Annotated in this window: 23 protein-coding genes and 1 other RNA gene; 2 read left to right on the top strand and 22 right to left on the bottom strand. The window is 64.9% G+C overall.

Features of this window, described 5'->3' with window-relative positions:
* Positions 1-661: 661 nt before the first annotated feature.
* From ssrA to RDV55_RS08100, 16 genes are all read right to left on the bottom strand, one after another.
* Positions 662-1,039, bottom strand: a transfer-messenger RNA (tmRNA) gene (gene ssrA, locus RDV55_RS08175).
* 179 nt (positions 1,040-1,218) lie between these two features.
* Positions 1,219-3,423 (bottom strand): YhgE/Pip domain-containing protein, encoded by a 2,205-nt coding sequence (locus RDV55_RS08170; protein ID WP_111823742.1) that lies wholly within the window; start codon positions 3,421-3,423, stop codon positions 1,219-1,221.
* Positions 3,420-6,119, bottom strand: a complete 2,700-nt coding sequence (locus RDV55_RS08165) for a YhgE/Pip domain-containing protein (RefSeq protein ID WP_111823741.1) — start codon at positions 6,117-6,119, stop codon at positions 3,420-3,422. The genes RDV55_RS08170 and RDV55_RS08165 overlap by 4 nt, the downstream gene beginning before the upstream one ends.
* A gap of 18 nt (positions 6,120-6,137) precedes the next feature.
* Positions 6,138-6,665: an SsrA-binding protein SmpB gene (gene smpB / locus RDV55_RS08160; protein WP_111823740.1), complete on the bottom strand. Its 528-nt coding sequence runs from the start codon at positions 6,663-6,665 to the stop codon at positions 6,138-6,140.
* 86 nt (positions 6,666-6,751) lie between these two features.
* Positions 6,752-8,026 (bottom strand): peptidoglycan DD-metalloendopeptidase family protein, encoded by a 1,275-nt coding sequence (locus tag RDV55_RS08155; RefSeq protein ID WP_111823739.1) that lies wholly within the window; start codon positions 8,024-8,026, stop codon positions 6,752-6,754.
* 5 nt (positions 8,027-8,031) lie between these two features.
* The gene (gene ftsX / locus RDV55_RS08150; RefSeq protein ID WP_111823738.1) at positions 8,032-8,946 is read right to left on the bottom strand and encodes a permease-like cell division protein FtsX; all 915 of its coding nucleotides are present in this window, start codon (positions 8,944-8,946) and stop codon (positions 8,032-8,034) included.
* A gap of 5 nt (positions 8,947-8,951) precedes the next feature.
* Entirely contained in the window at positions 8,952-9,641 is a 690-nt protein-coding gene (ftsE, locus tag RDV55_RS08145; protein ID WP_007588428.1) for a cell division ATP-binding protein FtsE, read from the bottom strand.
* Between the two features lie 191 nt (positions 9,642-9,832).
* Positions 9,833-10,954 carry a peptide chain release factor 2 gene (prfB, locus tag RDV55_RS08140; protein WP_111823737.1) on the bottom strand — a complete coding sequence of 374 codons (1,122 nt, stop codon included), beginning with the start codon at positions 10,952-10,954 and terminating at the stop codon, positions 9,833-9,835.
* A 135-nt stretch (positions 10,955-11,089) separates the two neighbouring features.
* Positions 11,090-12,451: an NADP-specific glutamate dehydrogenase gene (gdhA, locus tag RDV55_RS08135; RefSeq protein WP_111823736.1), complete on the bottom strand. Its 1,362-nt coding sequence runs from the start codon at positions 12,449-12,451 to the stop codon at positions 11,090-11,092.
* A gap of 73 nt (positions 12,452-12,524) precedes the next feature.
* Positions 12,525-12,965, bottom strand: coding sequence for a hypothetical protein (locus tag RDV55_RS08130; RefSeq protein WP_111823735.1), 441 nt, complete (start codon positions 12,963-12,965; stop codon positions 12,525-12,527).
* Positions 12,958-13,356 carry a 1-hydroxy-2-methyl-2-(E)-butenyl 4-diphosphate synthase gene (locus RDV55_RS08125; RefSeq protein WP_111823734.1) on the bottom strand — a complete coding sequence of 133 codons (399 nt, stop codon included), beginning with the start codon at positions 13,354-13,356 and terminating at the stop codon, positions 12,958-12,960. Before RDV55_RS08125 ends, RDV55_RS08130 begins: the two co-directional genes overlap by 8 nt.
* On the bottom strand, positions 13,353-13,754 hold the full coding sequence (locus tag RDV55_RS08120; RefSeq protein ID WP_111823733.1) for an ABC transporter: 402 nt from the start codon (positions 13,752-13,754) through the stop codon (positions 13,353-13,355). Before RDV55_RS08120 ends, RDV55_RS08125 begins: the two co-directional genes overlap by 4 nt.
* Positions 13,726-13,896, bottom strand: coding sequence for a hypothetical protein (locus tag RDV55_RS08115; protein WP_165835851.1), 171 nt, complete (start codon positions 13,894-13,896; stop codon positions 13,726-13,728). The genes RDV55_RS08120 and RDV55_RS08115 overlap by 29 nt, the downstream gene beginning before the upstream one ends.
* Positions 13,897-13,911: 15 nt before the next feature.
* Positions 13,912-14,808 (bottom strand): type II secretion system F family protein, encoded by an 897-nt coding sequence (locus RDV55_RS08110; protein ID WP_111823732.1) that lies wholly within the window; start codon positions 14,806-14,808, stop codon positions 13,912-13,914.
* Positions 14,805-15,683 carry a type II secretion system F family protein gene (locus tag RDV55_RS08105; protein ID WP_174703813.1) on the bottom strand — a complete coding sequence of 293 codons (879 nt, stop codon included), beginning with the start codon at positions 15,681-15,683 and terminating at the stop codon, positions 14,805-14,807. Before RDV55_RS08105 ends, RDV55_RS08110 begins: the two co-directional genes overlap by 4 nt.
* Positions 15,668-16,882 carry a TadA family conjugal transfer-associated ATPase gene (locus RDV55_RS08100; RefSeq protein WP_111823730.1) on the bottom strand — a complete coding sequence of 405 codons (1,215 nt, stop codon included), beginning with the start codon at positions 16,880-16,882 and terminating at the stop codon, positions 15,668-15,670. The genes RDV55_RS08105 and RDV55_RS08100 overlap by 16 nt, the downstream gene beginning before the upstream one ends.
* Before the next feature lie 143 nt (positions 16,883-17,025).
* Here RDV55_RS08100 and RDV55_RS08095 point away from each other — a divergent pair, with 143 nt between their 5' ends.
* Positions 17,026-18,201 carry a phosphotransferase gene (locus RDV55_RS08095; protein WP_111823729.1) on the top strand — a complete coding sequence of 392 codons (1,176 nt, stop codon included), beginning with the start codon at positions 17,026-17,028 and terminating at the stop codon, positions 18,199-18,201.
* Between the two features lie 126 nt (positions 18,202-18,327).
* Here the strand turns inward: RDV55_RS08095 and RDV55_RS08090 are convergent, their stop codons facing one another.
* The 3 genes from RDV55_RS08090 to rfbA are packed head-to-tail and all read right to left on the bottom strand — an operon-like array spanning position 18,328 to position 20,345.
* Positions 18,328-18,720, bottom strand: a complete 393-nt coding sequence (locus tag RDV55_RS08090; protein ID WP_111823728.1) for a DUF2304 domain-containing protein — start codon at positions 18,718-18,720, stop codon at positions 18,328-18,330.
* Positions 18,717-19,472 carry a glycosyltransferase family 2 protein gene (locus RDV55_RS08085; RefSeq protein WP_111823727.1) on the bottom strand — a complete coding sequence of 252 codons (756 nt, stop codon included), beginning with the start codon at positions 19,470-19,472 and terminating at the stop codon, positions 18,717-18,719. The genes RDV55_RS08090 and RDV55_RS08085 overlap by 4 nt, the downstream gene beginning before the upstream one ends.
* Positions 19,473-20,345, bottom strand: coding sequence for a glucose-1-phosphate thymidylyltransferase RfbA (gene rfbA, locus RDV55_RS08080; protein ID WP_111823726.1), 873 nt, complete (start codon positions 20,343-20,345; stop codon positions 19,473-19,475).
* A 195-nt stretch (positions 20,346-20,540) separates the two neighbouring features.
* Here rfbA and RDV55_RS08075 point away from each other — a divergent pair, with 195 nt between their 5' ends.
* A complete protein-coding gene (locus RDV55_RS08075; protein ID WP_111823725.1) occupies positions 20,541-21,968 on the top strand; it encodes a sugar nucleotide-binding protein in 1,428 nt (475 codons plus the stop codon).
* A 646-nt stretch (positions 21,969-22,614) separates the two neighbouring features.
* Here the strand turns inward: RDV55_RS08075 and RDV55_RS08070 are convergent.
* The 3 genes from RDV55_RS08070 to RDV55_RS08060 are packed head-to-tail and all read right to left on the bottom strand — an operon-like array spanning position 22,615 to position 25,273.
* The gene (locus RDV55_RS08070; protein ID WP_111823724.1) at positions 22,615-23,106 is read right to left on the bottom strand and encodes an HD domain-containing protein; all 492 of its coding nucleotides are present in this window, start codon (positions 23,104-23,106) and stop codon (positions 22,615-22,617) included.
* Positions 23,103-23,990, bottom strand: coding sequence for an NUDIX domain-containing protein (locus RDV55_RS08065; protein WP_245907689.1), 888 nt, complete (start codon positions 23,988-23,990; stop codon positions 23,103-23,105). The genes RDV55_RS08070 and RDV55_RS08065 overlap by 4 nt, the downstream gene beginning before the upstream one ends.
* A 2-nt stretch (positions 23,991-23,992) precedes the next feature.
* A complete protein-coding gene (locus tag RDV55_RS08060) occupies positions 23,993-25,273 on the bottom strand; it encodes a CorA family divalent cation transporter (RefSeq protein ID WP_111823722.1) in 1,281 nt (426 codons plus the stop codon).
* Positions 25,274-25,362: the final 89 nt, after the last annotated feature.

Below are 25,362 nucleotides of genomic sequence, written 5' to 3'. Positions count from 1 at the left end.
ACCTTCTTCGCTGGTGAGCTTCGTTCCTCGGGACGGCGTGGGCGGTCTACCAGGTGCTCGCGAGAATCCGAATCGGCAGGGTGAATCTTCTCGAGTGGGTGGGGGTTATGACGCCTGACGGCATGACTCGCGCCGACATCGAGGGTGAGACCGGGATGCGCAGTCAGGAGAGCGGCATGCCGTGAGTCCAACTCGATAACATCGTCGTCTAAGCGCTGATCGGACTGGTGGGGATCGCCTGCGGCAACCTCATCAGCGGGCGGTAGCAGCGGCACGTCGAGCACGAACACTCCCGTCTCGCGGAGCTCACACTGGCGTTCGACGCGATGAAAACGGAACTCGAGCGGCTGCCGTCGCCTCGAGAAGGACCTGGAGGCAGCAACACTCAACCTCGACCAGCCGCAGGCTCGCTACCGAGCGGCGCTCGGCTGGGGCCATAAGCTCCGCCGCATCATCGAGGATCTTCTCTTGACGCTCCCGAAAGGGGACGACGCTTCCGCTCGTCCCGGACCCTCCAAGCGAGATCACGCCCGACATCTCACTAACAAGCAGACCCCGTCCACCGGAAGCAAAACCTTCCAATGGCCGGGGCCGCTCTGTTGTACCCACCACGTACCCATTCGAGGCGGATATCGCTGCAATTGCAACGATTGGTGGGAATCTGTGGAGATGGGGGGAATCGAACCCCCGTCCAATAGCCGGCCCCGAATTCTTCTCCGAGCGCAGTCTACGGTTTTATTTCTCAGCCCCCAGCATTGCGTAGACTCACCGCTGGATAGGCTCAGTTGATTAAGTGTCGGAGGCACCCCACCAACATGGGCGACTCCCAGTGGCTCCCTAGACGACGCCAGACACCGGGCCGGAAGCAACTCCCGGGCTGACGGACTAAAGGTTCAGGCTGCGATATCAGGCAGCGAGAACGTAGTCGGTGCGATTCTGTTCGGCACCTATTGGTTTGCACGCATCGTTAACGAGTTGAGCGTACATTCTCGGCTCGCTTCACTTCGATCGACGACCACTGTCGAAACCGATCATCCCCTCTTGAGTTTTCAACCCACCGACGCCCGCGTTGCCGCAGACCGTCGGACACATCAGTTTACGCCCGGGCGGACCGCTCGTCAAGGCAAAGCCCGACCATCCGAAAAATCGATGGACCCCGACACTCGGCCATCGCCTCGTCCCGGACCGAAGCTCTACACGGCCCCGACGACGGAAGGCTCAGAGTAGCTTCGTCGCCTCCAACGTTTCCACCATGCGGCGGTTCTTGCCCACCAGAAGCGGGCGAAGCACCAGCCCCAGGAATGCAGCGAACAGGATAAAGGAAGCGAGGAACCACATGGCGTCCGCATACTCGTGCCCCGAGTATCCTGCGATCGACGCGCGCAGCGCCGTGATCGCGTGCGTCGCGGGCAGGAACGGCGAGATCGCGGAGAAGAACGACGGCAGGATCGCCAGGGGGAACGCTCCCCCGGCGCCCGAGATCTGCAGGACGAGGAGGAGCACCCCCAGCGCCTTGCCTGCGTTCCCGAACGTCGCGATCAACGTGTACATGAGGAAGGAGAACACGATGGCCGTCAGCCAGAGGGTGCCCATGAACTGCAGCGGGTAGACGTGCTGGACCTTCAGGAAGTACAGGTCACCCAGCCCCACTAGGGTCGCCTGTGCAAGCGCGATCGTCCCGAAAATCAGGTAGCGGCCCAGGTAGCCGGCGGCCAGGCCGACGGGCTTCGCGGTGAGGGTCGCGCGCAGCAAGTCACCCTCGGGTAGGCCTTCAGCAACGTTGGAGTTGGTGACGTCCGAGCGCATGGACACGACCATGAGCACGGACCCGACCCACAGAGCCAGGATCGAGTACAGGGGTGCCATCTGGGAACCGAAGTTCGCGACCGGGTAGACCGGGGTCTTCTCCACGCCCACGGGCGCCGCGATGGCCGCAGCCAGGGCCTCGGGATTGTTCCCGATGATCGTCCCGAGCGTCGTCAGATCTCCCCCGGAAAGCACCTCACTCACGGACGCATGCAGGGAGTCAAGCTTTCCGGCCGCCTCGCGCAGGCTCGTGGCCGCGCCAGTCAGGTTGTCGCGCAGCTGGGTCATCCCCTCACGCGCGCTCCCACTGCCGTTCGAGGCAGCGGACGTCGCACCCTCCAGTGACGTGCGGGCAGCGTTCAGTGAAGACTGGGCCGAGGCCAGGGTGGATCCCAGTGACGCAAGCTGAGGACGCAGGTTGTTCTCGTAGTCGGAGGACAGCCCATCGACCGCTGAGCGCGCCTGGGCGATCAAGCCGTTCACCGTCGCGTGCCCAGCTTCGGCATTCGCGACCTTGGAGTCCAGCTCGGACGCGGCGGCGCGCAGACCGTTTGCAACGGCAGTCAGCCGGTCGGAGGCCGCCTGCAGGCGATCCAGCGAGGACTGGGAGACGGGCGAGCCCGGCAACCCCTCGAGCGTCGACTTGATCGACGCGAAGCTGCTCGCCTGCGTGTCCAACACGGTGGCCTGGGAGCGCAGCGTCGAGGCCGCGTCCGACCCGCTCGTCGCCCCCTTCGCATACACATTGTCAACGGCCGTTGACAGGGAGGTCAGCGAGGACTGGGAGGAGGAGATCGCGTCGGACACCGAAGAGACCGCCGCCGACGCAGCTGCTCCCAGTCCATCCGCCCCGGCCTGAGAGCTAGAGGCCGCGGACTGCGCGGAGCCCTTCGCGCTCCCAAGCCCGTCCACGAGCGTGGCCGTCGAGTCGATGAGCGTCACCGAGGAGCCCACGAGCGACGCGTAGGCGTCCGCGCTGTCCGCCGCCGTGCGCAGGCGCGAGGCCACGGTCTGCACGCGGTTATCGAGCGCCGTCACCGTATTGGCGGCCGTCGGAGACGACAGTGCACCCCCGACCGACGTCGCCGTATCGAGGGCGACCTCGGAGAGTGTCTGCACGAAGATCTGATTCACCTGGGCGCTCACGGCCTCGGCGCCCTGGCCCGCGATCTTCGGCGAGATACCGTTCTTCTTCTCGTTGACGTAGTAGGTCATCGGCGCGGAAGATGCTCCCCCGTCGAAGAAGGTGAGCATCTCTCGCGAAAAGTCCGACGGGATAACGATGGCCGCGTAGTAATCGCCCGAGCGCGTCCCTTCGATAGCGGCATCCTCGGAGTCGATCACCCAGTCGAAGCTGTCGTTCTTGCGCAGCGCGGACACCACGGAATCGCCGATGTTGATGCGCAGCGGAACCAGGTCCGCCTTGTAGCCCGCGTCCGTGTTCGCGATCGCGATACGCAGGGAGCGTGTGTTCCCGAAAGGATCCCACGACGCAGCCACGTTAAACCACGTAAATAGCGACGGGATGACAACCAGGCCCAAGACGACGACGCTGGCGATGATCGATCGGTGAGCGCGACGCAGGTCAGCACGGTAGATGGCCCAGATGATTCTCACTTCGCTTCCTCCTCATCCTGCGCACCCTCAGGCGCGGGGGTAGCCGTGTCGTCAACGGGCGGGGCGGCTGCGCTCTCATCAGCGTCGCGCGCAGCATCGTACTGGGTGAGAGAAGCCTCCAGGGCCGACGAGATCGACGCGCTCACGGCGGCCGCCCCCAGCGCGATGCGCGAGCGCGCACCCTGAACGCGGCGGGTGAGCAGCGAGCGCACGTCCCCCTCATCCATAGCGCCGAGGAGCTGCTGACGCTCGAGAGCCTCGCGCACGTACTGCAGGCCGATCAGGAAGGAAATTACGAGGAGGACCCACACAATCCACGCGCCCAGCACGATCGGCACCTCCGCGACGTTCGCGACCGACAGCACGGCGAGCACCACTGGCACGATAATGCCGAGGAAGATCGCCGCGCGTCGGATCCTCGGGTAGCGGCGCTCGAAGCGCGCGGCCCGGCCGCTCACCGAGCGCTGGAAGCCCTCGTGGTCCGCCAGGGCCGCCACGATATGGGTGAGGCGGTAACGGTTCGAGGGAACACGAGTCGCCTCGGCCAGGAAGAGACCAGAGGAGGACAGGTCGCGAGTGATCATCGCGTTCAGGTTCACCAAGAACGGGCGCAGCGCCAGGCCAATCGCAAAGGCGACCAGCGCCTCGGCACCGAGAACCGCCAGGCAGGAGAGGTAGGTGCGCCCGTAGAATCCCCCGACGATTTCACGCAGCGCGTTAATGCCATAGGTGAAGGGGAACAGCGGATGCAGGAACCGGAAGAAGGAGGGTAGCATCTCGACCGGATACAGGCCGGCCGAGCCGGGAATCTGCACGACCATGATGATGACGCACAGGCCCTTGCCGATGTGCTGGAAGCACGTCGAGAGCATATAGACGATCGACACGAACACCAGCGAGATCGCGATCGATGTCCCCACGAAACCCAGTCGGGACACCGCCTGCACGCCGATGACAAGGTCACCGATCGACACGACGAGCGCCTGGATGACACCCATGAAGGCGAGCAGCATCCACCGGCCCATGTACTTGGCGGCCGACGAGGTCGGGCCGATGCCCTCTTCATCCACGTCGAGCTTGAGAAGGAGGACGAGCGAAAACGCGCCGATCCACAGGGCCAGGTTCGTGAACAGCGGAGCCATCGCCGAGCCGTAGGCAGCCACGGGATACACGGCCTTCGTCTCAATCTGCGTCGGCGAGGCCATGAAAGAGGCGATCGATTCGGCGTTGACCCCCAGGGAGTCCGCGAGGTCACGCAGGGTATTCGAGGAAGACAGCGACGATATGTCCGTCGCCACCGAATCGAGATCAGTCTTGATGGCGGCAACGTTCGTGGCGCTCGTCTGGGTCGCCGTCTTCGCCCCGTCCAGGAGAGAATCGAGCTGGTCGAACAGGCCCGACACCTGGTCGCGCTGACTGCGCAGCGTGTCCAGAGAGCCACGCATCGATGAGGATGCACTCGAGAAGTCGTCGAGCGCCGAGGAGATCGCGGGCAGCTGGGACGATACTCCGCTGCGCGCATTCGTGACCGCAGTCGACACGGCCGCGGACGCGTCAGAGGCTGACGTCAGCGCGTCCGACATCGACGTGGACGTGGCCGACAGGTCAGAGTTGAGAGTCGTCAGGGTACCCAGGGCCGTCGACAGCGCGGCGTTTTGATTCGTCAGGTCGGTCAGTGCCGTGCTCGCCGCGGGCAGATTCCCGATCCCGAGAGCATTCAGCTCCGCGAGCACGCCGGCCACCGAGTCGTTGATCGACGCTCCCTCGGCCAGCAGGCCGCCCACGCGCCCGGACGCACCCTGCACAGCGCCGTCGAGGGTTCCCGCGTTCCCGGACACGCCCGCCAGGGCGCTCGCCGCGTTCGATGACAGGCCGTCAAGGGCCCCGCCCATCTCGCTCGAGAAGGATGCCAGCGAGGTGCGCGAGTCACGCACCAGCTGGTCCGCCTGGTCCAGGGACGTCGACAGCTCCGAGGCTGCAGAGTCCAGCTCGCTCAGGGTCGTGCGCGCCGAGGCAACTGAGGCCTTCGCCGCATCGATCTTGTCCCCCATGCCGTCCAGGGTCTGCGAGGCGCTACCAAACTTGGCCGAGGCCTCGGACACCGACGCGGACACGTCCGAACGCTTCTGGTCGGCCTTGTCCGCAATACTGATACCGGCCTCGGACGCCTTGTCTGTCAAGGCCTTCGCCACCGAAGAGACGAACGCAGAGTTGATCTGGCGGTCGAGAGCCGTCGCGCCCGCACCCGTGATCTTGGGGGCCACCGCGTTGTTCTTCTCGTTGACGTAATACTGGATGTTCGGCTTGACGTACGTGCCATCAACGATGCCCGTCAGGTCGCGTGAAAACGACGCCGGGATCACGAATGCCGCGTAGGAGTCTCCGCGTTCCACCTCGGCGCGCGCCTCGTCGGCGCTCACGAAGTGCCAGCCCAGCTGATCGTTGCCCTTCAGCTGAGTCTCGAGCATCGCACCCACATTCACGGTGCCGATCTGATCCTTGGTCGCTCCCTCGTCCTCGTTCGCGACGGCGACGCGGATGTGGGAGGTCTGCGAGTACGGATCCCAGAATCCCGTGATGTTGAACCACGCGTAGAGCGCGGGCACGAACGCCATACCGATGATGACAATCCATGCGGCCGGAACACGCACCAGCCTCAGAAGATCACGACGAAAAATCCTGACGGAACCTCGCACGCAATCGCCTTCTTTCCCCTACCTGCGCGCCTGCTTCACGTAGCGGCGCATCGCACGCTCGGCCTCGCGCTGGTCCTGCTTCTCGCGCAGGGCCTGACGCTTGTCCCATTCCTGCTTGCCCTTGGCCAGGGCGATCTCGACCTTGACGCGCCCCCCGATGAAGTACAGCTCCAGGGGAACGATCGTGTAGCCCTTCGCCGCCACGCGGTCCTGCATTCGGTTAATCTCCGCGCGGTGTAGCAGCAGCTTGCGCTTGCGCGTCGGAGCGTGATTGGTCCACGACCCCTGCGAGTACAGGGGGATGTTCGCGCCGTACAGCCATGCCTCTCCCCCGTTGATCTCCACCCAGGCGTCCACGAGGGACGCGCGGCCCATGCGCAGCGCCTTGACCTCGGTGCCCATGAGGGCCAGGCCGGCCTCCCACGTGTCCTCGATCGTGTAATCGTGACGCGCCTTCTTGTTCCGGGCGATCGTCTTCTTCGCGTCGGAGGCAGCCTTGGCGCGCTGCCCCTCGGTGGGCTTAGGCTTCTTCCATTCCTTGGGCATGCTGCCTCCCTTCAGACTCGGTTTCCGCTCAGGACACGGAAAGACCCTCGCAGCGCAATCGCTACGAGGGTCCATCCTAACGCGGATTACAGATAATCCATCGGTTCAACATAACTTCCGTTCTGAAGAACACCAAAATGCAGGTGGCAGCCCGTCGCGTAGCCGGTCGAGCCGACCTCGCCCAGGGCGTCGCCCGCGTTCACGTACTGGCCCGGGGACACGTACTGGGCCTGCATGTGCAGGTACTCGGTGATGACGGAATTACCGCCGACGAGGCCGTGGTTGATATCCACGTAGTTGCCCGCCGACACATCCGAAGACACCGCGTTCACATAGCCCGAGGCCACGGCTCGAATCACCGTGCCGCAGTCGGCTGCCATGTCGGTACCCGAGTGCCCCTTCATGACGCCCAGCACAGGGTGGTAGCGCATGCCGAAGGGGGACGTGACCACGATCGGGATGTCGAGGGGGTTACGGAAGCCGGAGGCCGACACGTAGGAGGCACCCGACGCGCGGTTGGCCGCGTCGATGGCCGACAGCTCCGCGCTGCGCGCCTGGTAGTCGGCTTCCGCCTGGCTGAGGGAGGCCTCGACCTTGCCCTTCTGGGCATCCCATTCGGCCTGCTTGGCCTGGGCCTGTTCCTTGAGATTGTTGAGCTCGGTGAGCTTAGCGTCGGCCTCGTTCTTCGCGGCCTTGGCCTCGGCCTCGGCCTGCGCGGCCTTCACCTCAAGATCGGCGACGCGGTCCGTGATCGCGTTCTGGCGAGTCGCCTTCGTGCGCTGAGACGAGGACACATCCAGCGCCGCCGTCATCGTCTGACTCTCCGTGCGCAGAGCCATATCGGCGGCCGCGGCACGGTCGGTGATCGACTCCGTGCCACCCGCCGTCAGGGCCACGGCGACCGGATCGACGTTACCCTCGCGGTACTTGCGACGAACGAGGTCGGCGATCGCGCGCTGCGCGCCATCAGCCTGCGTGGTGGCCTCGGTGAGCGACTGATCGATACGGTTCTGTTCGCCCTGTGCGGCATTCAGCTCACCGAGGATCGTCGCATGCTCGCGCGACTTCGCGTCGTAGGTCGCGGTCGCAGCCTCGTAGGAAGCCTGGGCCACCGGAATCTGCGTGTTGAGAGCCTGCAGGTCAATGAAGACCTGAGCCAGCGACGCGTCGATGCCCTCAAGCTGCGACTGCAGGGCTTTGACCGTGGCTTCGGCCTCGGCGGCAGCATTCGCGGCCGCATCGCGCTCGTCGTCGGCGTGAGCGGGCAGCGCCTGGCTCATCGCCGCGAAGGAGGCGACCGCAAGGGCCAGCGAACCGAAACGCAGCGCGCGACGGCCGGGACGATGCAGGAAACGGGACATGAGACTTACGCCTTCGTGTACTTCGCGAGCGAGAACGCCGACGCGATAACCGCCAACGCGACCGCCGCCAGGACGAGGATCGGCGTCATGATCGCCACCTCGCCCATGCCAATAAAGTTCGTCCACTTAAATGCGGGGGCCATCCACCCCTGAACGACGAAGTGAACACCGGCGAACAGAGTGCCGATCGCGAAGGCGGCACCCACCAGCGCGGCCAGAGCACCCTCAATCATGAAGGGAGCCTGGATAAACAGGTTCGAGGCACCCACGTATCGCATGATCTGCGTTTCCTGCTCGCGGCTCATAGCGCTCAGGCGGATCGTCGTCGAGATCAACAGGATCGCCGCGACGACCATGACGGCACCCAGGCCCAGCGCAGCCGTGCGGGCGGCACCCAGCACGCGGAACAGGGGTTCGACGACCTCACGCTGATCGCGTACCTCGGACACTCCAGCGGTCCCGGAGAACTCCTCCTTGACCACCGAGTACTGCTCGGGGTTGACCAGCTTGATGCGGAACGCGAACTGGAGCATGTCCGGCGTGGTCCACTGGGTCAGCGCATCGTTGCCGTTGAGCCGCTTGAAGTTCTCGTAGGCTTCTTCTTTCGTCTCCTCGTACACCTTGGCCACGTACGGGCTCATCTCCGCGGACGCCAGCTTGGTTCGCACCGCGTCGATCTGTGCATCGCTCGCCTCGGTCGCGTTGCAGTTCGCGGCAGCGTCGTTGATCGCGCACATGTAGATCGTGACCTCGATCTTGTCGTACCACTCCGACTTCATCTTGGACACCTGCATCTGGGTCAGACCCGCGATGCCCACGAAAAGGAGGGACACGAAAGTGACGAGGATGACGGCGACGCTCATCGCGCGGTTACGCGACAGGCCCTTGCCGACCTCCGACAGAATAAAACGAAGCTTCACTGGTCTTACCTCCCGGCCCCGTAGACGCCGCGGTTCTGATCGCGGATAACGTCGCCGGCCTCAAGCTCGATAACTCGCTTACGCATCTGGTTGACGATGTCCGCGTCGTGAGTGGCCATGACGACGGTCGTACCCGTGCGGTTGATTCGGTCCAGAAGACGCATGATTCCCAGCGACGTCTCCGGGTCCAGGTTTCCGGTGGGCTCGTCCGCGAGCAGCAGCTCAGGACGGTTCACCATGGCGCGTGCGATCGCGACGCGTTGCTCCTCGCCACCGGAGAGCTCGTGCGGCAGGCGAGATTCCTTACCGGACAGACCCACCAGCTCGAGGGCGTCGGGAACGGACGTCTCGATGGCGTGACGCGGCTTGCCGATGACCTGCATGGCCAGCGCAACGTTCTCGTAGACGGTCTTGGAGGGCAGCAGTCGGAAGTCCTGGAAGACCGTGCCGATCTGGCGACGCAGCTTCGGAACCGCCCACGTGGACAGCTTGGACACGTCCTTGCCGAGCACCCACACCTTGCCGCTGGTCGCCTTCATTTCGCGCATGACGAGCTGCAGGAACGTGGACTTGCCGGAACCCGACTTGCCGACGAGGAACACGAATTCTTCGCGTTCCACCTCTAGCGAGACGTGGTCCAGCGCGGGCTGGGCACCTGGCGTGTACACCATGGTGACATCATCAAAACGAATCATGGGACCGTCCGATCGGGGTCAATAGTCCCTGTCAGGTTAGGTAACGATCGGGTCACAGCCCGGCTGCGACACGCGGAAAACCACCGGTGTGGCACTCAGCCCCGCGCCGGAGGGGACGTGGGGATGCGCCCGGCCCCGGCCTCGTTCATGAATCGACGAGGCCGGGGCCGGATGATGCGCGCAGGCGAGGCTCAGTCCTGAGCGGCCTTCTGCTCGTTCTTGCGCCAGCGGATACCGGCGTTGATAAAGCCGTCGATGTCGCCATCGAAGACGGACTGCGGGTTGCCGGACTCGAACTCGGTGCGCAGATCCTTGACCATCTGATACGGCTGGAGGACGTAGGAGCGCATCTGGTCGCCCCACGAGGCCTTGACGTCGCCGGCGAGCTCCTTCTTCTTCGCCTGCTCCTCCTCGTGGCGCAGCACGAGGAGGCGGGACTGCAGGACTCGCAGAGCGGCCGCACGGTTCTGGATCTGGGACTTCTCATCCTGCATCGACACGACGATGCCCGTGGGGATGTGGGTCATACGCACGGCCGAGTCGGTCGTGTTGACGGACTGTCCACCGGGGCCAGAGGAACGGAAGACGTCGACCTTGAGCTCGGACTCGGGGATCTCGATGTGGTCCGTCGTCTCGATGAGGGGGATGACCTCGACGGCAGCGAAGGATGTCTGGCGGCGACCCTGGTTGTCAAAGGGGCTGATGCGCACGAGACGGTGCGTGCCGGCCTCGACACTCAGCGTGCCGTACGCGTAGGGGGCCTGGACCTCGAAGGTCGCCGACTTCAGGCCGGCTTCTTCCGCGTAGGAGGTGTCCATGACCTTCGTCGGGTAGCCGTGACGCTCCGCCCAGCGCAGATACATGCGCAGGAGGATCTCGGCGAAGTCAGCGGCATCCACGCCGCCCGCGCCGCTTCGGATGGTGATGACGGCGTTGCGCTCGTCGTATTCGCCGTCCAGCAGCGTGCGGATCTCTAGGTCACCAAGGTCCTTGCGGAGCTTGTCCAGGTCACCCTCCGCCTCGGCGAGAATGTCGGCGCTCTCGTCCGGATCCTCAGCAGCCATGTCCACCATGGCCTCCAGGTCGTCGATGCGCTCGCTCATCTGCGTGATGCGATCCAGCTCGCTCTGGCGGTGGCTCAGCGCGCTCGTGACGGCCTGGGCAGCGCTCGGATCGTCCCACAGGTCGGGCGCGGCCGCCTTCTCGTTCAGCTCGGCGATCTGCTCGCGCAGTTTGTCCGGCTGCACGACCGCGATGATGTTCTCCATCGTGGTGCGCAGGGACGGGATCTCTTCAGAAAATTCAATGGCCACCCATCCAGGGTAGCGGATCGCGCGCCCAACCAGGAACGCTAGGGGGCTACGGTGGCGGGGCTTACTCCCCGATCGACCACAGATACGACGGTGCCCCAGCGCCGAAGGAGACGCCGGGGCACCGACAAGGGTGGATCAGATCAGACCCATCGCGATCATCGCGTCGGCCACCTTACGGAAGCCCGCAAGGTTTGCGCCGGCAACATAGTCGCCCGCGACGCCGTATTCCTCGGCGGTGGCGACGGTGGTGGCGTGAATGTCGACCATGATCTGGTGGAGCTTCGCGTCGGTCTCCTCGAACGGCCACTGGGTACGCCCGGAGTTCTGCTGCATCTCGAGGCCGGAGGTGGCCACGCCGCCCGCGTTGGAGGCCTTGCCGGGCGCGTAGGCAACGCCCGCGGCCTGCAGTGCCTCGATCGCCTCGGGAGTGGTGGGCATGTTGGCACCCTCGGCGACCAGCTGGACGCCGTTCTTGATGAGGGTTTGTGCAGCCTCGAGGGGAAGCTCGTTCTGGGTCGCACAGGGCAGGGCGACGTCACAGGGGACATCCCAGATGGATCCGTCGGACACGAAGACGACACCGGGGCGCTCAGCCGCGTAGTCAGAGACGCGTCCGCGACGCACCTCCTTAATGTCCTTGAGCAGCGCGACGTCGATGCCGGCCTCGTCCAGGACGTAGCCGGAGGAGTCGGACACGGCGACGACGGTCGCGCCCAGCTGCTGGGCCTTTTCGGTCGCGTAGATCGCGACGTTGCCCGAGCCGGAAACGACGACGCGCTTGCCGTCGAAGCTGGTTCCCTTCGCGGCGAGCATCTCGGCGGCGAAGTAGACGAGGCCGTAGCCGGTGGCCTCGGTGCGCACGTAGGAACCGCCCCAGCTCAGGCCCTTGCCGGTCAGCACGCCCGCGTCGAAGCGGTTCTTGAGGCGCTTGTACTGGCCGAACATGTAGCCGATCTCGCGCCCACCCACACCGATGTCGCCTGCGGGCACATCCGTGTCGGGGCCGATGTGGCGGGAGAGCTCAGTCATGAAGGACTGGCAAAAACGCATGACCTCGGCGTCGGACTTACCCTTGGGGTCGAAGTCCGCGCCGCCCTTTCCGCCACCCATGGGCAGGCCGGTGAGGGCGTTCTTGAAGATCTGCTCGAAGCCGAGGAACTTGATGATCGACAGGTTCACGGAGGGGTGGAAGCGCAGGCCGCCCTTGTAGGGGCCCAGAGCGGAGTTGTACTCGACGCGGAAGCCGCGGTTCACATGGACGTTACCCTTGTCGTCGGCCCACGGGACGCGGAACTGGATCTGTCGCTCGGGCTCGACGATTCGGTCGATGATCGACAGGTCGGCGTATTCGGGATGACGCTGCGCCAGCGGGGCGATCGTCAGGAGGACCTCGTAGACGGCCTGATGAAACTCGGCCTGGGCGGGGTCGCGGCGCCGGACAGATTCAAAAACGGATGCCAGCACGGGGGAAAGTCGCGAAGTATCAAAGCTGCTCATGGCCTAGAGTTTACGTTTCGTTTACCCTGACCTCCGGTTTCGTCCCACAATGTGACCGTCACAAACGCCACTTTTAGCCTCTCGGCTGAGCATCGCGCAGGCGCGCACTCGACGTCCTCTCGAGCTCGGGGACCGCACTTGCACGCAAGAATGGCGGCACAAGCGAGACGATCGGCCGCGCCCGCACCGCAACCTCCACCTCGACGCCGCGCACGCTCACCTCGGTCACGACCACACCTTCCCCCACCCTGCACGTGGAGTCCGACAGGGCCGAGCGAGCCTCCTCAACCCGAGAGAGAGCCGAGGCCTCGTCCACCCCCATCGGATCCCCCGCCTCGAAGAAGTCGTCAGACGAAGCAGAACCGACCCCGGAACTGGCGAGGGCATCGGCGCAGGACACGAGCCTGCGGTCCTGCAGCGCGACCTCGGTGAGTGCGATGGACACGAAGAGGAACAAACACACGAACGCACAGCCCGCGCACATGAGAATGCCAACGCGCCCCTCCTCATCCATGGGCCACCACCTCCCGCACGGGCACTCGCGCGCTCGAGGAGACACCGATACCGGAGCTCCCCATCCACGCGGGCAGGAAGGGAAGTGGGACACGCACGGAGACCTGTACGTCAACGACTCCCCCATCCGCCTCACACCCCACGCACGTCGATTCCACATCAGCCTGGGCGTCGATCCCAAAGTCCTCAATGATCAGAGCCACGGCGTGGGACGCGTCGGCTTCGCGCTCCGGATCGTCTGCCAGGATGCGCGCTGCTTCGCGAGCACCCGCATCCACCGCCATCGCGCCAGCGCTGACCTGGCCGACCGCGAGCACGATGTAGAGGACCGGGATGACCAGGACAACCAGGATGCCCAGGAATTCGACGCTGGCGTCCCCACGCTCGTTCACGGCCCCTCCACGAGGGCGCGACCGTGGACAGTGAGCCAGCGCGGGCCAAAGCCGCCGACGAGAGGCAGGCGCGTGCGCACCGTGACGATGAGGATATCTACTCCCCCATCGCGCTCGCGCACCACGTCAATCTGGCGGTCCCTCGCAGCACCCACGAGCGAGTCGAGAAGTTCGCTCGTGCGCGCGGCCGCCTCGACTTCGTCCCCGCCCAACAGACCGCCCCGACGCGCACCTTCCGACGCCGCACTCACGCTCATCGTGCGCACGTGCGAGGCGAAGGCCAACTGGGCGAGCAGAAGGATCACGAGGACTACGAGGCCCTGAACGAGGACCGTTGACACGACCTCCGAACCGCGCTCGGGATGCGCGTCAGATGCCCGAAATTGAGTCCATCGCACGATTAAAGATCTCCACGAGCCGTTCCGAGGCAACGCCCCAGATGAGAACAACGAGAGCGGCCGTCATCAGCGTGATGAGCACCCACCCTGGCACGTCGCCGCGATCCCCGAGGGGATCCTTCCACGCGAACAGTTTCTTCATGACGGTTTCCTTCCTTCATGGGGTGAAATCCAGGGCGATAAGGCCCGGATAGAGGGCAAACATGACGGTGACAGGCAGGATGAGGAAGACGACGGGCAGGAGCATGGCGATCTCGCGGCGCCCGCCCTCCTCCATGAGGGCAGCGAGCGAGCGCTCCCGCTGGTCGCGGGCCTGGTCGTGCAGGACCGAGGCCAGGGGCGAACCACGCTCGATCGCGGTGGTGAGCGTACGGCTCAGTCGCGTCAGCGCAGGCGATTCGGTGCGCTCGTCGAGGTCCGCCAGAGCGCGCACGGAGGGCGTGCCGTTGCGGATGTGCCCGGCGGTCAGCGCGAGTTCGATTCCAAGGGAACCTCCCGCACAAGCGGCGACCCGCTCGATAGCGGCGGGGATAGACTCCCCCGCCGCGACAGCGAGCGCGAGCAGCTCCGCGCAGTCAGGAACGGCAGCGTCGATGGCGCGCTGCCTGGCGTGTGCCCGAAGGGTAAGGAAGCGGTCCATCCCGGCTACTCCCAGCAGCGATCCAATAAGCGCGCAGGCACACAGGGGGATGATCGAGGCCCGCAGCGACGAGGAGGGGCGCGCGGCGACGATCGTACACGCGACCACAAGTCCAGCTATCCCCGCGAGCGCCTGGTGCAGCCGAAAGACGGAGACCTCCGGCGCCATTCCCGCCAGAGCGAGGCGCCGCGCGACCGATTCTGTGGTTGAACCCAGGGATTCGAGGGCAGCCGCGCTGGCGCGTCGAGCCCACACGGTCAGGGGCGAGGGCGCCTCCTGGCTGACGCGCCCTTGGGCGACGCGCGCTACGAAGGAGGGTCGGCTCGCGAACCACGCAGCGAGCAAGAAAGCGACGCCTCCCGCGGCCAGGGTTCCGACCAGCACATCGAGAACCCAGAACATCCAGGGACTCACATTCCACCTCCCAGGTTGCGCGGATCCGAGCTGAGCCGACTCGCCGCTTTCATTGCCAGGTATGCGATGACGCAGATACCGGCTCCAGCGCACAGGACTGCGATGCCGCCCGGGGAGTTCCACACACTGGCACTCGCGCCACCACCCGACAGGAGGAGGAGCACGACCCAGGGCGCAGCGATTCCCAGGCGAGCCGCCCCCACCGTCCAGGACTGACGGGCCTCTAGCTCGCCGCGCACGCGCGAGTCCTCGCGCAGGAGGGAGGCCAGGTCCTGGAGGAGTCGTGTGAGGTCAGCGCCACCCACGGAGCGCGCGATGCGCAGAGCCTCGATGATGCGGTCGGCGACGGGGTCTGCGACCTCTTCCTTCATCCGATCCAATGCGGGAGCGAAACGTCCGTTAGCGCTGTAGTCGCGCGAAAACGCCTCGAAGGCGAAGCGCACGGGGACGGGGCCTTCCTCGGCGAGATCACACAGGACCTGGGGCAGCGAGGTGCCCGCTCGCACGCCGGAGACCATCGCGTCGATGACCTCTGGCCACGCGGCGCGCACAGTTTTGGCATGTGCACGCACACGCGAGACGACCCACGCGTGAGGAAGGAAAGCCACACCCAGTGACACAATGAGCGCGACCGGCCAGGCGTCGGTCACTGCAAGAACCACCGCTGCCACGACCACCCCGATGGCGGCGCTCAGCATCACGAGGCGCGCCGCGGTCAGACCGGGTACGCGGGCACGAGCAACATCGTCACACACGCGCTTCCAGGGCCCCCAAGGCCTCCACTCCGGCGCGGCCATGAACCACGGAGAAAGGGCCAAGACGAGACCTATTCCGAACACGAGCCCGCAGACAACCGCTATCACAGCGTCCCCCATTCCAAGAGGGAGGCCAGATCATAGCCTGCGGCCGCGAATCGGTCGTGCAAGTCAAGTCCACCGCTGCCTCGCTTGCAGCGGATCCCGTCGTAGGTGAAGAGCGTCGCCATCTCGATTCTCTGTCCTTCGACGCGCCCAGGCACAGCGAGAATCTCGGCGACGTAGCGGCGCCCATCCGTGCCTCGTTCAACGTGACACACGAGGTCGATCGACGACGCGAGGGTGGGCGTGACGAACGCCGTCGTCACGTTTTCGCCAGCGAGCAGCGGGAGGATCGAGAGTTTATCGAGGGCCTCCCGCGCCGAGTTGGCGTGCACGGTCGCCATGCCCGGCACGCCTGCATTGAGGGCGACGAGGAGGTCGAGGGCTTCGGGCCCTCGTACCTCTCCAACGATCAGATACTCCGGACGCATGCGGAGCGATTCACGCACGAGGTCACGCAGGGTAATCTCCCCCGTCCCCTCCGCTCCCGCCGGACGTGTCTGCATCGCGACGTGATCCCAGTTCGCCAGCCCCAGCTCGAAGACCTCCTCGCAGGAGATCACTCGGCGCGAACGCGGCAGCTCCCCGGCGAGGGCGCGCAGCAGCGTGGTCTTTCCCGCCTGAGTACCGCCCGAGACGAGCACGGAGAGTCCGCAGTAGACGGAAGCCGCCAGGAAGTCACACATCGGCGCAGCGATCATCTCCACCGCGAGTAGATCCTCCAGGGTGCGCGCCCGCTGGATGTGTTTGCGGATGTTGACGCTCCACGATGAGCCCGTCACCGGCGGGATGACGACATGGAGGCGTTCCCCACCCGCGAGCATCGCGTCCACGAACGGGCTCGAAAGATCGAGTCGGCGGCCCGAATGATGCAGCATTCTCTCCACCAGAGCCCTCACGTCTTCGTCCGTGAGGATAAGGCTGGTCAGCTCGGCGACGCCCGATCTGGCCACGAACACGCGCGAGGCAGCGTTGATCCAGATTTCTTCTACCGACGGATCGTCCATGAGGGCTTGGAGCGGGCCGAGGCCACAGATGTCGTCCATGAGTGTCGCTTCAACCTGCTCTCGGGCCGAAGGCAACAGATCCGGGGCATAGCGATCGATGGCGCGATCTATCAGGGCGCGCACCGCCCTGGGGTCTCGGGCCGCGTCAATGCCGCCCGCAGCTAAGCCCTCGCGGACACGCGACGCGAGGGAACGCGTCATGGCTTCCATGGCTGTGCCTCCTCGCTACAGACCGAACCATTGTGTCGAAAGTAACAGAGTTTGTCAGAAAGGAGCAAACCCACACACGCCCAATCTCACCCGCCTCCGCGCGGGGAGGCGCGCCCCGGCCTCGTGCGCGATACGTTAAGGCAATGACCTCCGCGAAGAGCCCCCTCGAACTGGCAGCCCTGGCCACCGCAGCCGTCCCCGGCATGCGCGTCACAGCCCTGCGACCGCCGTCCTACAGCGACGAGCTCTCCACCGTCACCGGCATCGAAGACGCCACGGGCAACCGCTGGATCGTCACCTGCCACCACGAAGAGGTCTCGGGCCCCGCCCTTGAGGCAACCTCCGGAATCCTCAACCGCCTCGGGCAGGCCTACGACCACGACTACATCCCCTTCGACGTGCCGCGCCTCGCCGGCCAGGCCAGGCTTGAGCACGGAGAAAACGTCTACGTTCACCGGGATCCGGGAGGCTGCGCCCCCACGGACGAGGACCTTGACACCGACCCCCTCCTGCCCGCATCCCTCGGACGCGCCCTCGCAGCACTTCACAATCTTCCCGAGACCGTGTTCTCATCGATCGGCCTGCCCACCTACACGGCCATCGAATGCCGCGACCGCAACCTCGCCCTCCTCGACGAGGCGGCCCGCGAGGCCACCATCCCCGCCGCCCTGTGGAGCCGGTGGGAGGCCGCCCTCGAAGACGTGTCCCTGTGGCGCTTCCCCTCCGCTCCGATTCACGGCGACATCCAGGAACGCTGCCTGTCCGTCAAACGGGGCTCTCTGCTGGCCATCGGCGGCTGGACGAGCGCGCAGGTGGGCGACCCAGCCCTCGACATCGCATGGATCCAGGCCAGCGCCTCCGACGCCTTCCTCGAACGATTCCGCGAGACCTACGGACATGAACGCCGCGCAACCGACCTACATGTTTTCACGCGCGCCCAGCTCCTCAGCGAGATCGCCCTGGTCCGCTGGCTCGTCCACGGCATCCACGCCGAAGACTCCTCCATCATCGACGAGGCCCGCTCAATGCTCGACGACCTAGCCAAGGACCTCGACGGCGAACCTTTGCTGCCCTCGCACGCATCCGCGATGGGGGCCCGCATCTCCCTGACTCCCGTCGAGTCCCCCTCCGCCTCCCCCGTCGAGGCTCCGATGCCGAGTAACACCGATGAAGACGACGACAGCAACTCCAGCGAGGACACCGTCCCCGTATCGCGCCCCGCATCCGCGCTCAAGCGCAAGCTCGCCGAGGGCGAGGTTGACCCCGCAGCACCCACCGAGCGGCTAAGCCTTGGCCCGGACGGCACACTCCTGCGCTAACGGTTTCGCACCGCCCACGGCCCACCCGCCCGAGGGCGCTCCTACGCAACGAAGCGGGGCCCGTCAGGTTCACACCCGACGAGCCCCGGCCTCGTTCGTTGCGCTGCAGGCGCAAGCGCCCGCACGTCAGTGGGACTGGCCCTCCCCCTCGCGCGGCGCTTCGAGGGTATCGACTCGACGGCGCAGATCCTCCACCTGGAGGCGCAGGATCGCGGCTTCCTCGGTCAGACGTCGACGATCCTCATCGGAACGCGACAGGTCCACCGAGAATCGCAGCGAGAGCATCAGCAGGACGACGCCGGCCAGGAAGAAGCCCAGGTTCAGCGGGACGACAACACCCAGCTGAAACGCCGTCCACTTCAGGATCTGCGGGAAAATCGACAGCAACGCCGTAAAGAAGGCGATGCAATACCACCACAGACCGTAGCGCTCCTTCAGGCCCGAGTTACGCATCTTCACGAACACCAGCAACAGGATGATGATCGCGAACACCAGTCCGAGCACGTACGTAGGGCTCATGCGTCCTCCTCCGACGCCTGGGCAGCCTTTTCGCCGGGACGCGACAGAGAGACCGCGAGGGCCATCGTCGCGCGCACCAGGAAGAGCGCAGATTTGATCGGATTGTGGGAGGGCTCCCCGCCCGCACGCGGGTGCATCTGCACGCCCACCTCGCGCACGACTAGACGCGATCGCGCAGCGATCACGAGCGCGCCAATCGTGTCGCCCAGATACTCGGCCGGGTAGTTGTGCGCAAAAAGCGACAGCGCCCGGGGACCGTAGAGCTTGAAGCCGCTCGTCGTATCGCTCAGGCGAGTCTTGCACACGCGCGAGAGGATGACCGAAAAGAGGTTCATCGCCCACTTGCGCGGGCCTCGCGCCTGATAGTCGCCCTTGCCCGCGAAGCGCGAACCGATGACGACGTCCGCGTGCTCGCTCGAAGCCGTCTCGATGAGCGTGTTAATCTCGCGCGGATCGTGCTGGCCGTCCGCGTCGAGCTGGCACGCATACTCGTAGCCCATGCGCCGCGCGTACTGGAAGCCGGCACGCATCGCACCGCCGACCCCCAGGTTGAGCGGCAGGTCGAGGACGGCGACGCCCGCGGCGCGCGCTATGTCGGCGGTCGCGTCCATCGATCCGTCGGAGACCACGAGAATGTCGGCATGAGATGGCTTTTCGGCCTTCACCATCTCAAGGACATCACCGAGTACCTCCTCCTCGTTCCACGCGGGGATGATGATAAGGAGGCGCGACTGAGCAGTGGGGTGCGTCACTCAGCGGCCCTCTCGCTCAAGCAGCTCGAGAAGGTAGGCACCGTAACCGGACTTGACCAGGGGCTCGGCGCGCTTGCGCAGCCCCTCGTCGTCGATAAAGCCCATGCGCCACGCGACCTCTTCGGGGGCGCCGATCTTCATGCCTTGGCGGGCCTCGACCGTGCGCACGAAGGCCGTGGCATCCGCGAGGGAGTCGAAGGTACCGGTATCGAGCCACGCGGTGCCGCGCGGAAGAACCTCGACCTTGAGCTTGCCTGCCTCGAGGTAGGAACGGTTCACGTCGGTGATCTCGTACTCGCCGCGCGCACTCGGCTTGAGATTGCGGGCGATCTCGACCACGTCGTTGTCGTAGAAGTACAGGCCGGGCACCGCGTAGTTCGACTTGGGGTGCTCGGGCTTTTCCTCGATGGATAGCGCGTTGAAGTCTTCGTCGAATTCCACGACGCCGTACTCACGCGGGTTGGACACGTGGTAGGCGAAGACGGCACCGCCGTCGGGGTCGACGTGGCGGCGCAGCTGGGCACCCATGCCGGGGCCGTAGAAGATGTTGTCACCCAGGACCAGGGCGGCACTGTCGTCGCCCACATGGTCGGCACCGAGCACGAAGGCCTGCGCGAGGCCGTTGGGTTCATGCTGGACGGCGTAGGAGATGTTGACGCCGAGCTGGCTTCCGTCGCCGAGCAGGCGATGGAAGGAAGGCGCATCGTGCGGGGTGGTAATGACGAGGACATCGGAAATGCCCGCCAGCATCAGAGTCGACAGCGGATAGTAGATCATCGGCTTGTCATAGACGGGGACGAGCTGCTTCGATGTCCCCAGCGTGATCGGGTTGAGGCGGGTGCCCGAGCCGCCCGCCAGGATGATGCCTTTCATGTTGCCTCCGCTTCCCGGCGCGTCCTCGTGTGGGTCGCGCGTCGTTGACAATTATCCCTATACAACAGTATTTTTCCACAACTTTGCACCTCCGCGCGCCCATGGGGCGGCGCACACCGCCGCGGGGGTGCAGATCGGATAGTATTTACATGGAATGTTGCGTCCGCACAAGTACCACGCACGTAAGGAAGAACCATGGCGCCCACCGCTAAGCCCCTGGGGATTACGACCACGCCGATCCCCGGCTTCTTGCGCATTGATCTGACTGTTCACGGCGATAACCGAGGCTGGTTCAAGGAGAACTGGCAGCGCGAGAAGATGGTCGCGCTCGGCCTGCCCGATTTCCAGCCCGTGCAGAACAACATCTCCTTCAACGACGAGGTCGGGGTGACGCGAGGCATTCACGCGGAGCCGTGGGACAAGTTCGTGTCGGTCGCGACCGGCCGCGTGTTCGGCGCGTGGGTGGACCTGCGCGAAGGCCCCTCTTTCGGCACCGTCTACACGACGATCATCGACCCGGGCGTGGCGGTGTTCGTCCCCAAGGGCGTGGGTAACTCCTACCAGACCCTGGAGCCGAACACGGCCTACACGTACCTGGTCAACGACCACTGGTCACCGGACGCGCGCTACACCTTCCTGAACCTGGCCGACGAGACGGCCGCCGTGGATTGGCCGATCCCGCTCGAGCGCGCCATCCTGTCCGACAAGGACAAGGCTCACCCGCGCATGGCGGACGTGACCCCCTTCCCCGCTCCGGCCACCGCGGGGCGCCGTGCGCTCGTGACGGGCGCGAACGGCCAGCTGGGCCGCGAGCTCATGCGCGCGCTGCCCGAGGCCGGCTTCACTGTGACGGGCGTGGACCTGCCCGAGGTGTCGATTTCCGACGCCGAGCAGGTGGCAGCCCTGCCGTGGGACGACATCGACGTGGTGATCAACGCGGCCGCGTGGACGAACGTCGACGGCGCTGAGACGCCCGAGGGCCGCCGCGCGACCTGGCAGGCGAACTCGACGGGCCCGGCGATCCTGGCCCGCGAGGCCACGGCTCACGACGCGACGATGGTCCACATCTCGACGGAATACGTCTTCGATGGCACGCAGGACATGCACGTTGAGGACGAGGCCCCCTCTCCCCTGGGCGCCTACGGTCAGTCGAAGGCCGGCGGCGATGCCGCTGTGGCCTCGACGCCCAAGCACTACATCGTGCGCACCTCCTGGGTCGTGGGCGACGGCAAGAACTTCCTGAAGACCATGGCGTCCCTGGCGGATCAGGGTGCCTCCCCCTCGGTCGTCTCCGACCAGGTGGGTCGCCTGACCTTCACCTCCGACCTGGCCAAGGGCATCATTCACCTGCTGACCAGCGGAGCCGAGTTCGGCACCTACAACCTGTCGGGCGAGGGCCCGATCATGAGTTGGGCACAGGTGGCCAAGCGCGTCTTCGAGCTGTGCGGGCGCGATCCGGAAGACGTCACCGAGGTGACGACGCAAGAGTACTTCGCTGGCCGTGAGGTAGCTCCGCGCCCCCTGTCTTCCGTGCTGGACCTGACGAAGATCAAGGCCGCGGGCTTCACCCCCGAGGATTCCTCCCAGCACATCGACTCCTACGTCGCCTCCCTGCGCGGCTGACTTCCACACGAACGAGGCCCCGGTTGCTTTTCGTGAGCGCTCGTGGCCTCGTACATGCCGAACCAGCAGCAGGATTGAAGACACTGGCTTCACGAACCACCTGTCACGCGGCCTCACAGACGATGCTAGAAGCGCGACTGGACGCAGAGCACGCGGATAGGCTACGACGATACGGATAGGTTAGGAGCATGCGGATAGGTTAATAAGCTATCCGCATCCGAATAACCTATCCCCATGCGCACAACCTATCCAGACGATCATTGCGCGTAGACGAACGAGTCCATGTACGACCCCCGTCAGGCAAATCTCCAAGACCACAAACAAGATGCTCCTATCGGGCGGCTATGCCACGTCCTTAACTCAGACAACCAAAGGTGCACGTGTCGCAGGTTCAGGTACGGAGCCTGAGCGCGACTGGACGCAAAGCACACGGATAGGTTACGACGATACGGATAGGTTAGGAGCATGCGGATAGGTTAATAAGCTATCCGCATCCGAAGAACCTATCCGCACGCGCAGAAGCTATCCGCGTACGAGCATCCCACCAACATCAGGCTCGTCACCGGACCGCGAGCACAACCTATCCGCGTGGGCAGAGCCGCAGAGGACTGTTGAGGCACGCAGCCGATTCGCCCCAAACGTGCGCTCAGAGCAGCTGGCTCAGGACGTCCTGCGACCCGCCGATCTCCCGCACCTGCGCGATGAGAACATCTGCGAGTTTCTTCGCCGCCACATACTGCGTTGATTCAACGCCGTAGCGGCTCGCGATGTCCGCAAGACGCACAGGTATGGTCGTAGCACTGCCGTCCTTCGATATCAGCATGTCCGCCAAATTGAGCACCAGGAGTTCATCCGACTGGTAGGCGCTGTCGGGGTTGCCGTGGTGGAAGATTTCCGCCCAATACATGAACCCCAGGGAACGCAGCAGGGTGCCTCCGAGTTCCTCGTGCTCGGACTGTTCCTGGGCAAATTGATAGCCAACATCGTGCAAGTAGCCCATCACGAACATGTCGCGGCACTTCTCATCCGACCAGCCAAACAGGGTTCGCCCCAGCTCGGAGGCTTTCATCCCCACCCCATGGCAGTGGCGCAGCCGGTTCTCGTCCATGCCGATTTCAGGCGTCAAGTCAGTCATCATGCAATCCTTTGCGTGCCGTCGGCCAGATACCGCAGGAGATCCGCCAGTCTGCGGCGCTGAGAGTCAGCGAGGCGCAGATCGAGGAGCTTCTCCTTGCGCACCCACTGGAAACCCGTGGACTCGGAGTCGAGGGACACCTCGCGGCCCTCGGACACCCCGTGAAACACGACGGTGAACTCCTGTCGTACTTCCCCGTCGGAGTATGCGATGCGCACGTCCGGGTCCGTGTAGGTGCCGACGATCCCGCTCACCTGCACGTCGAGACCGGTCTCCTCCTGAAGCTCACGAACCACGCATTCGGCGAGGCTTTCGCCGAATTCGAGGGTGCCGCCAGGGAGCGTCCAATTCCCGCTATCCCGGCGCTGGAGCATGAGGATGTGACCCTCGTGCTCGATAGCGACCGCTGCCGCGGGGACGATCGAGTTGGCCGCCGGTGCATCGGGATCGTGGGAGTAGTCTACGCGCGTCGTCGTCAGGGCCGAGGTCAGCCAGGCCTCGACATCCGGGCCGGGGGTGACGACGTTCTTGTCGTTGGTGGAGGGAACTTTGATGAAGAGGATCTGCGTCCCCCGCTTCGAGCGCTGCGCGTACGTCGTTCCGGGTTCGATGACGTAGAAGTCGCCCGATCGAAACTCATGTTCCTCACCGGTGTCCACATCCAGGTACTGCGTCCAGCCGGACAGCATGTACTGGTACTCGGTAGCTCGCGTATGGAAGTGCGGCTGCTCGCACGCGTCGTCGGAATAGGACGTGATCCCGATTTCAAGATCGCTCGTGTCGTAGTGCGCGACCGCCTGCGGCCGAGAGAGGTTGCCGGCCAGGTACTGGCGCGACACCTGCTCCAGCGCCTGCCGGATCTCATCTGACGCAATGGTGGAGAACATCCTCATCGCCTCCTTGGGGCCATATGTCGACTCTTCCTCAGCTGGCGCCTCAAGACAACAAGAGCGCCGATCGCGACGACCACGCTCGCCAGGCACAGGGCAAGCACGAACCACAGCGAGGGAAGAGTCTCGCCCTGGTTGAGACCAATGATGGACATCGAGAAGAAAGAGATGATGAGCGTCGGCACGAAAAAGACTGCGGACGCGAAGGTGAGGAACGTGTTCGTGCGTTCTGCGGCCTCGGCATTCTCCTGGTTCGCGACGGCCTGGACTGACTGAGCGGTGTTCGCGAGCAGGCCGGACGCCCGCTCGAGCAGCCGTCGGTACTCTTCGATCGTCGCCTTGAGTTCGGCGACCTTACGCGTCGCGAGGCCCTGCAGGGCCTCATTCCCGGTCACGAGTTCGTTGACCTTGGAACGGCGTTCAAGGTTCCTAGACACGAGGAACGCCGTCGTCACGAACTGGGAGAGCACGCCGATTTCTCGCTGCGCCCGCCCGAGGCGCTGGGCGGCTTCCTCAGAATCGTCACTGATCATGATCTGGAAGGGCTCGTTCTCCCAGAATTCGAACTCGATCCGCCAGTTCTCGAGGTTGTATTGCTCGTACTTGATCGGGATCGAGAACGCCTCAACGATGTCGCCCACGTCCGAAGGTTCGGTGAAGTACCCCTGCCCACGGTTCAGCCAGATGCCATTGTGTGGCCAGCGAAGATTGTCGAGCTGCTGCGGCGCGACCGGCTGATAGATCGTGACGGTGCCGTTGCCCATATCGAAGATCCGGCACCAGCGATGGAGGGCACGAAGCGGCTCAGAGGTATCGCCGGAACGGGCCGGTAGGTTCTGGGTCAGCAGATCAAAGTATGCGATCCGCGTGTCGGCATCGATCTGCAGGGGCACATTCGTTTTGTTCGCAGACACCCGCTGAATCATCTCGGGCATGGATGCCATCAGCGCGTGAGCGACGGCCGGCGCCATGAGCATTTCGAGGAGCGAGGAGATCTCGCCGTCGTGCGCACCGTCGAGCGACACTTCGAGCTCGTACCTGTCGATATCACTCCACGGGTCCTTACGATGGGATTCGATGTCGATGGGGCAGTACCGGTAGCCCTCATCGTCGTCCAGCGGGGGCATGACGATCGGATTCTCGAACTCCATCGCCCGGCGATGCCATCCGGACAGAATCACTGCCTGCGCCCCATCCGTGTACTGACACTTCAGCAGGAAGCTTGGGCCCTCATCCCAGAGCTGGGGATCAGACGCGTACGTCTTGCTGTAGGAGCTCATCGCCCGGGCACCTCCATTCGAAGTCGTTGACACCTAGTCGTCCGCAGCGCAGGCGGCCCGAGGCCGCGGGGACCTACCGCTCTTTGAGA

Source organism: Schaalia odontolytica, from assembly GCF_031191545.1.
Classification (GTDB): Bacteria; Actinomycetota; Actinomycetes; order Actinomycetales; family Actinomycetaceae; genus Pauljensenia; species Pauljensenia odontolytica.
Note: the sequence above shows the minus strand (reverse complement) of the source record. Positions and strands in the feature narration are given on the sequence as shown.

Excerpts from the sequence above, each read along its gene's own strand:
- smpB (WP_111823740.1), bottom strand. The coding sequence starts at position 6,665 with ATGCCCAAGGAATGGAAGAAGCCTAAGCCCACCGAGGGGCAGCGCGCC.
- RDV55_RS08065 (WP_245907689.1), bottom strand. The coding sequence starts at position 23,990 with ATGTTCTCCACCATTGCGTCAGATGAGATCCGGCAGGCGCTGGAGCAG.
- RDV55_RS08095 (WP_111823729.1), top strand. The coding sequence starts at position 17,026 with ATGACCTCCGCGAAGAGCCCCCTCGAACTGGCAGCCCTGGCCACCGCA.
- RDV55_RS08115 (WP_165835851.1), bottom strand. The coding sequence starts at position 13,896 with ATGAAGAAACTGTTCGCGTGGAAGGATCCCCTCGGGGATCGCGGCGAC.
- rfbA (WP_111823726.1), bottom strand. The coding sequence starts at position 20,345 with ATGAAAGGCATCATCCTGGCGGGCGGCTCGGGCACCCGCCTCAACCCG.
- RDV55_RS08105 (WP_174703813.1), bottom strand. The coding sequence starts at position 15,683 with ATGGGGGACGCTGTGATAGCGGTTGTCTGCGGGCTCGTGTTCGGAATA.
- gdhA (WP_111823736.1), bottom strand. The coding sequence starts at position 12,451 with ATGAGCAGCTTTGATACTTCGCGACTTTCCCCCGTGCTGGCATCCGTT.
- RDV55_RS08070 (WP_111823724.1), bottom strand. The coding sequence starts at position 23,106 with ATGATGACTGACTTGACGCCTGAAATCGGCATGGACGAGAACCGGCTG.
- RDV55_RS08060 (WP_111823722.1), bottom strand. The coding sequence starts at position 25,273 with ATGAGCTCCTACAGCAAGACGTACGCGTCTGATCCCCAGCTCTGGGAT.
- RDV55_RS08090 (WP_111823728.1), bottom strand. The coding sequence starts at position 18,720 with ATGAGCCCTACGTACGTGCTCGGACTGGTGTTCGCGATCATCATCCTG.
- RDV55_RS08155 (WP_111823739.1), bottom strand. The coding sequence starts at position 8,026 with ATGTCCCGTTTCCTGCATCGTCCCGGCCGTCGCGCGCTGCGTTTCGGT.
- RDV55_RS08130 (WP_111823735.1), bottom strand. The coding sequence starts at position 12,965 with ATGGATGAGGAGGGGCGCGTTGGCATTCTCATGTGCGCGGGCTGTGCG.
- RDV55_RS08100 (WP_111823730.1), bottom strand. The coding sequence starts at position 16,882 with ATGGAAGCCATGACGCGTTCCCTCGCGTCGCGTGTCCGCGAGGGCTTA.
- RDV55_RS08075 (WP_111823725.1), top strand. The coding sequence starts at position 20,541 with ATGGCGCCCACCGCTAAGCCCCTGGGGATTACGACCACGCCGATCCCC.
- ftsE (WP_007588428.1), bottom strand. The coding sequence starts at position 9,641 with ATGATTCGTTTTGATGATGTCACCATGGTGTACACGCCAGGTGCCCAG.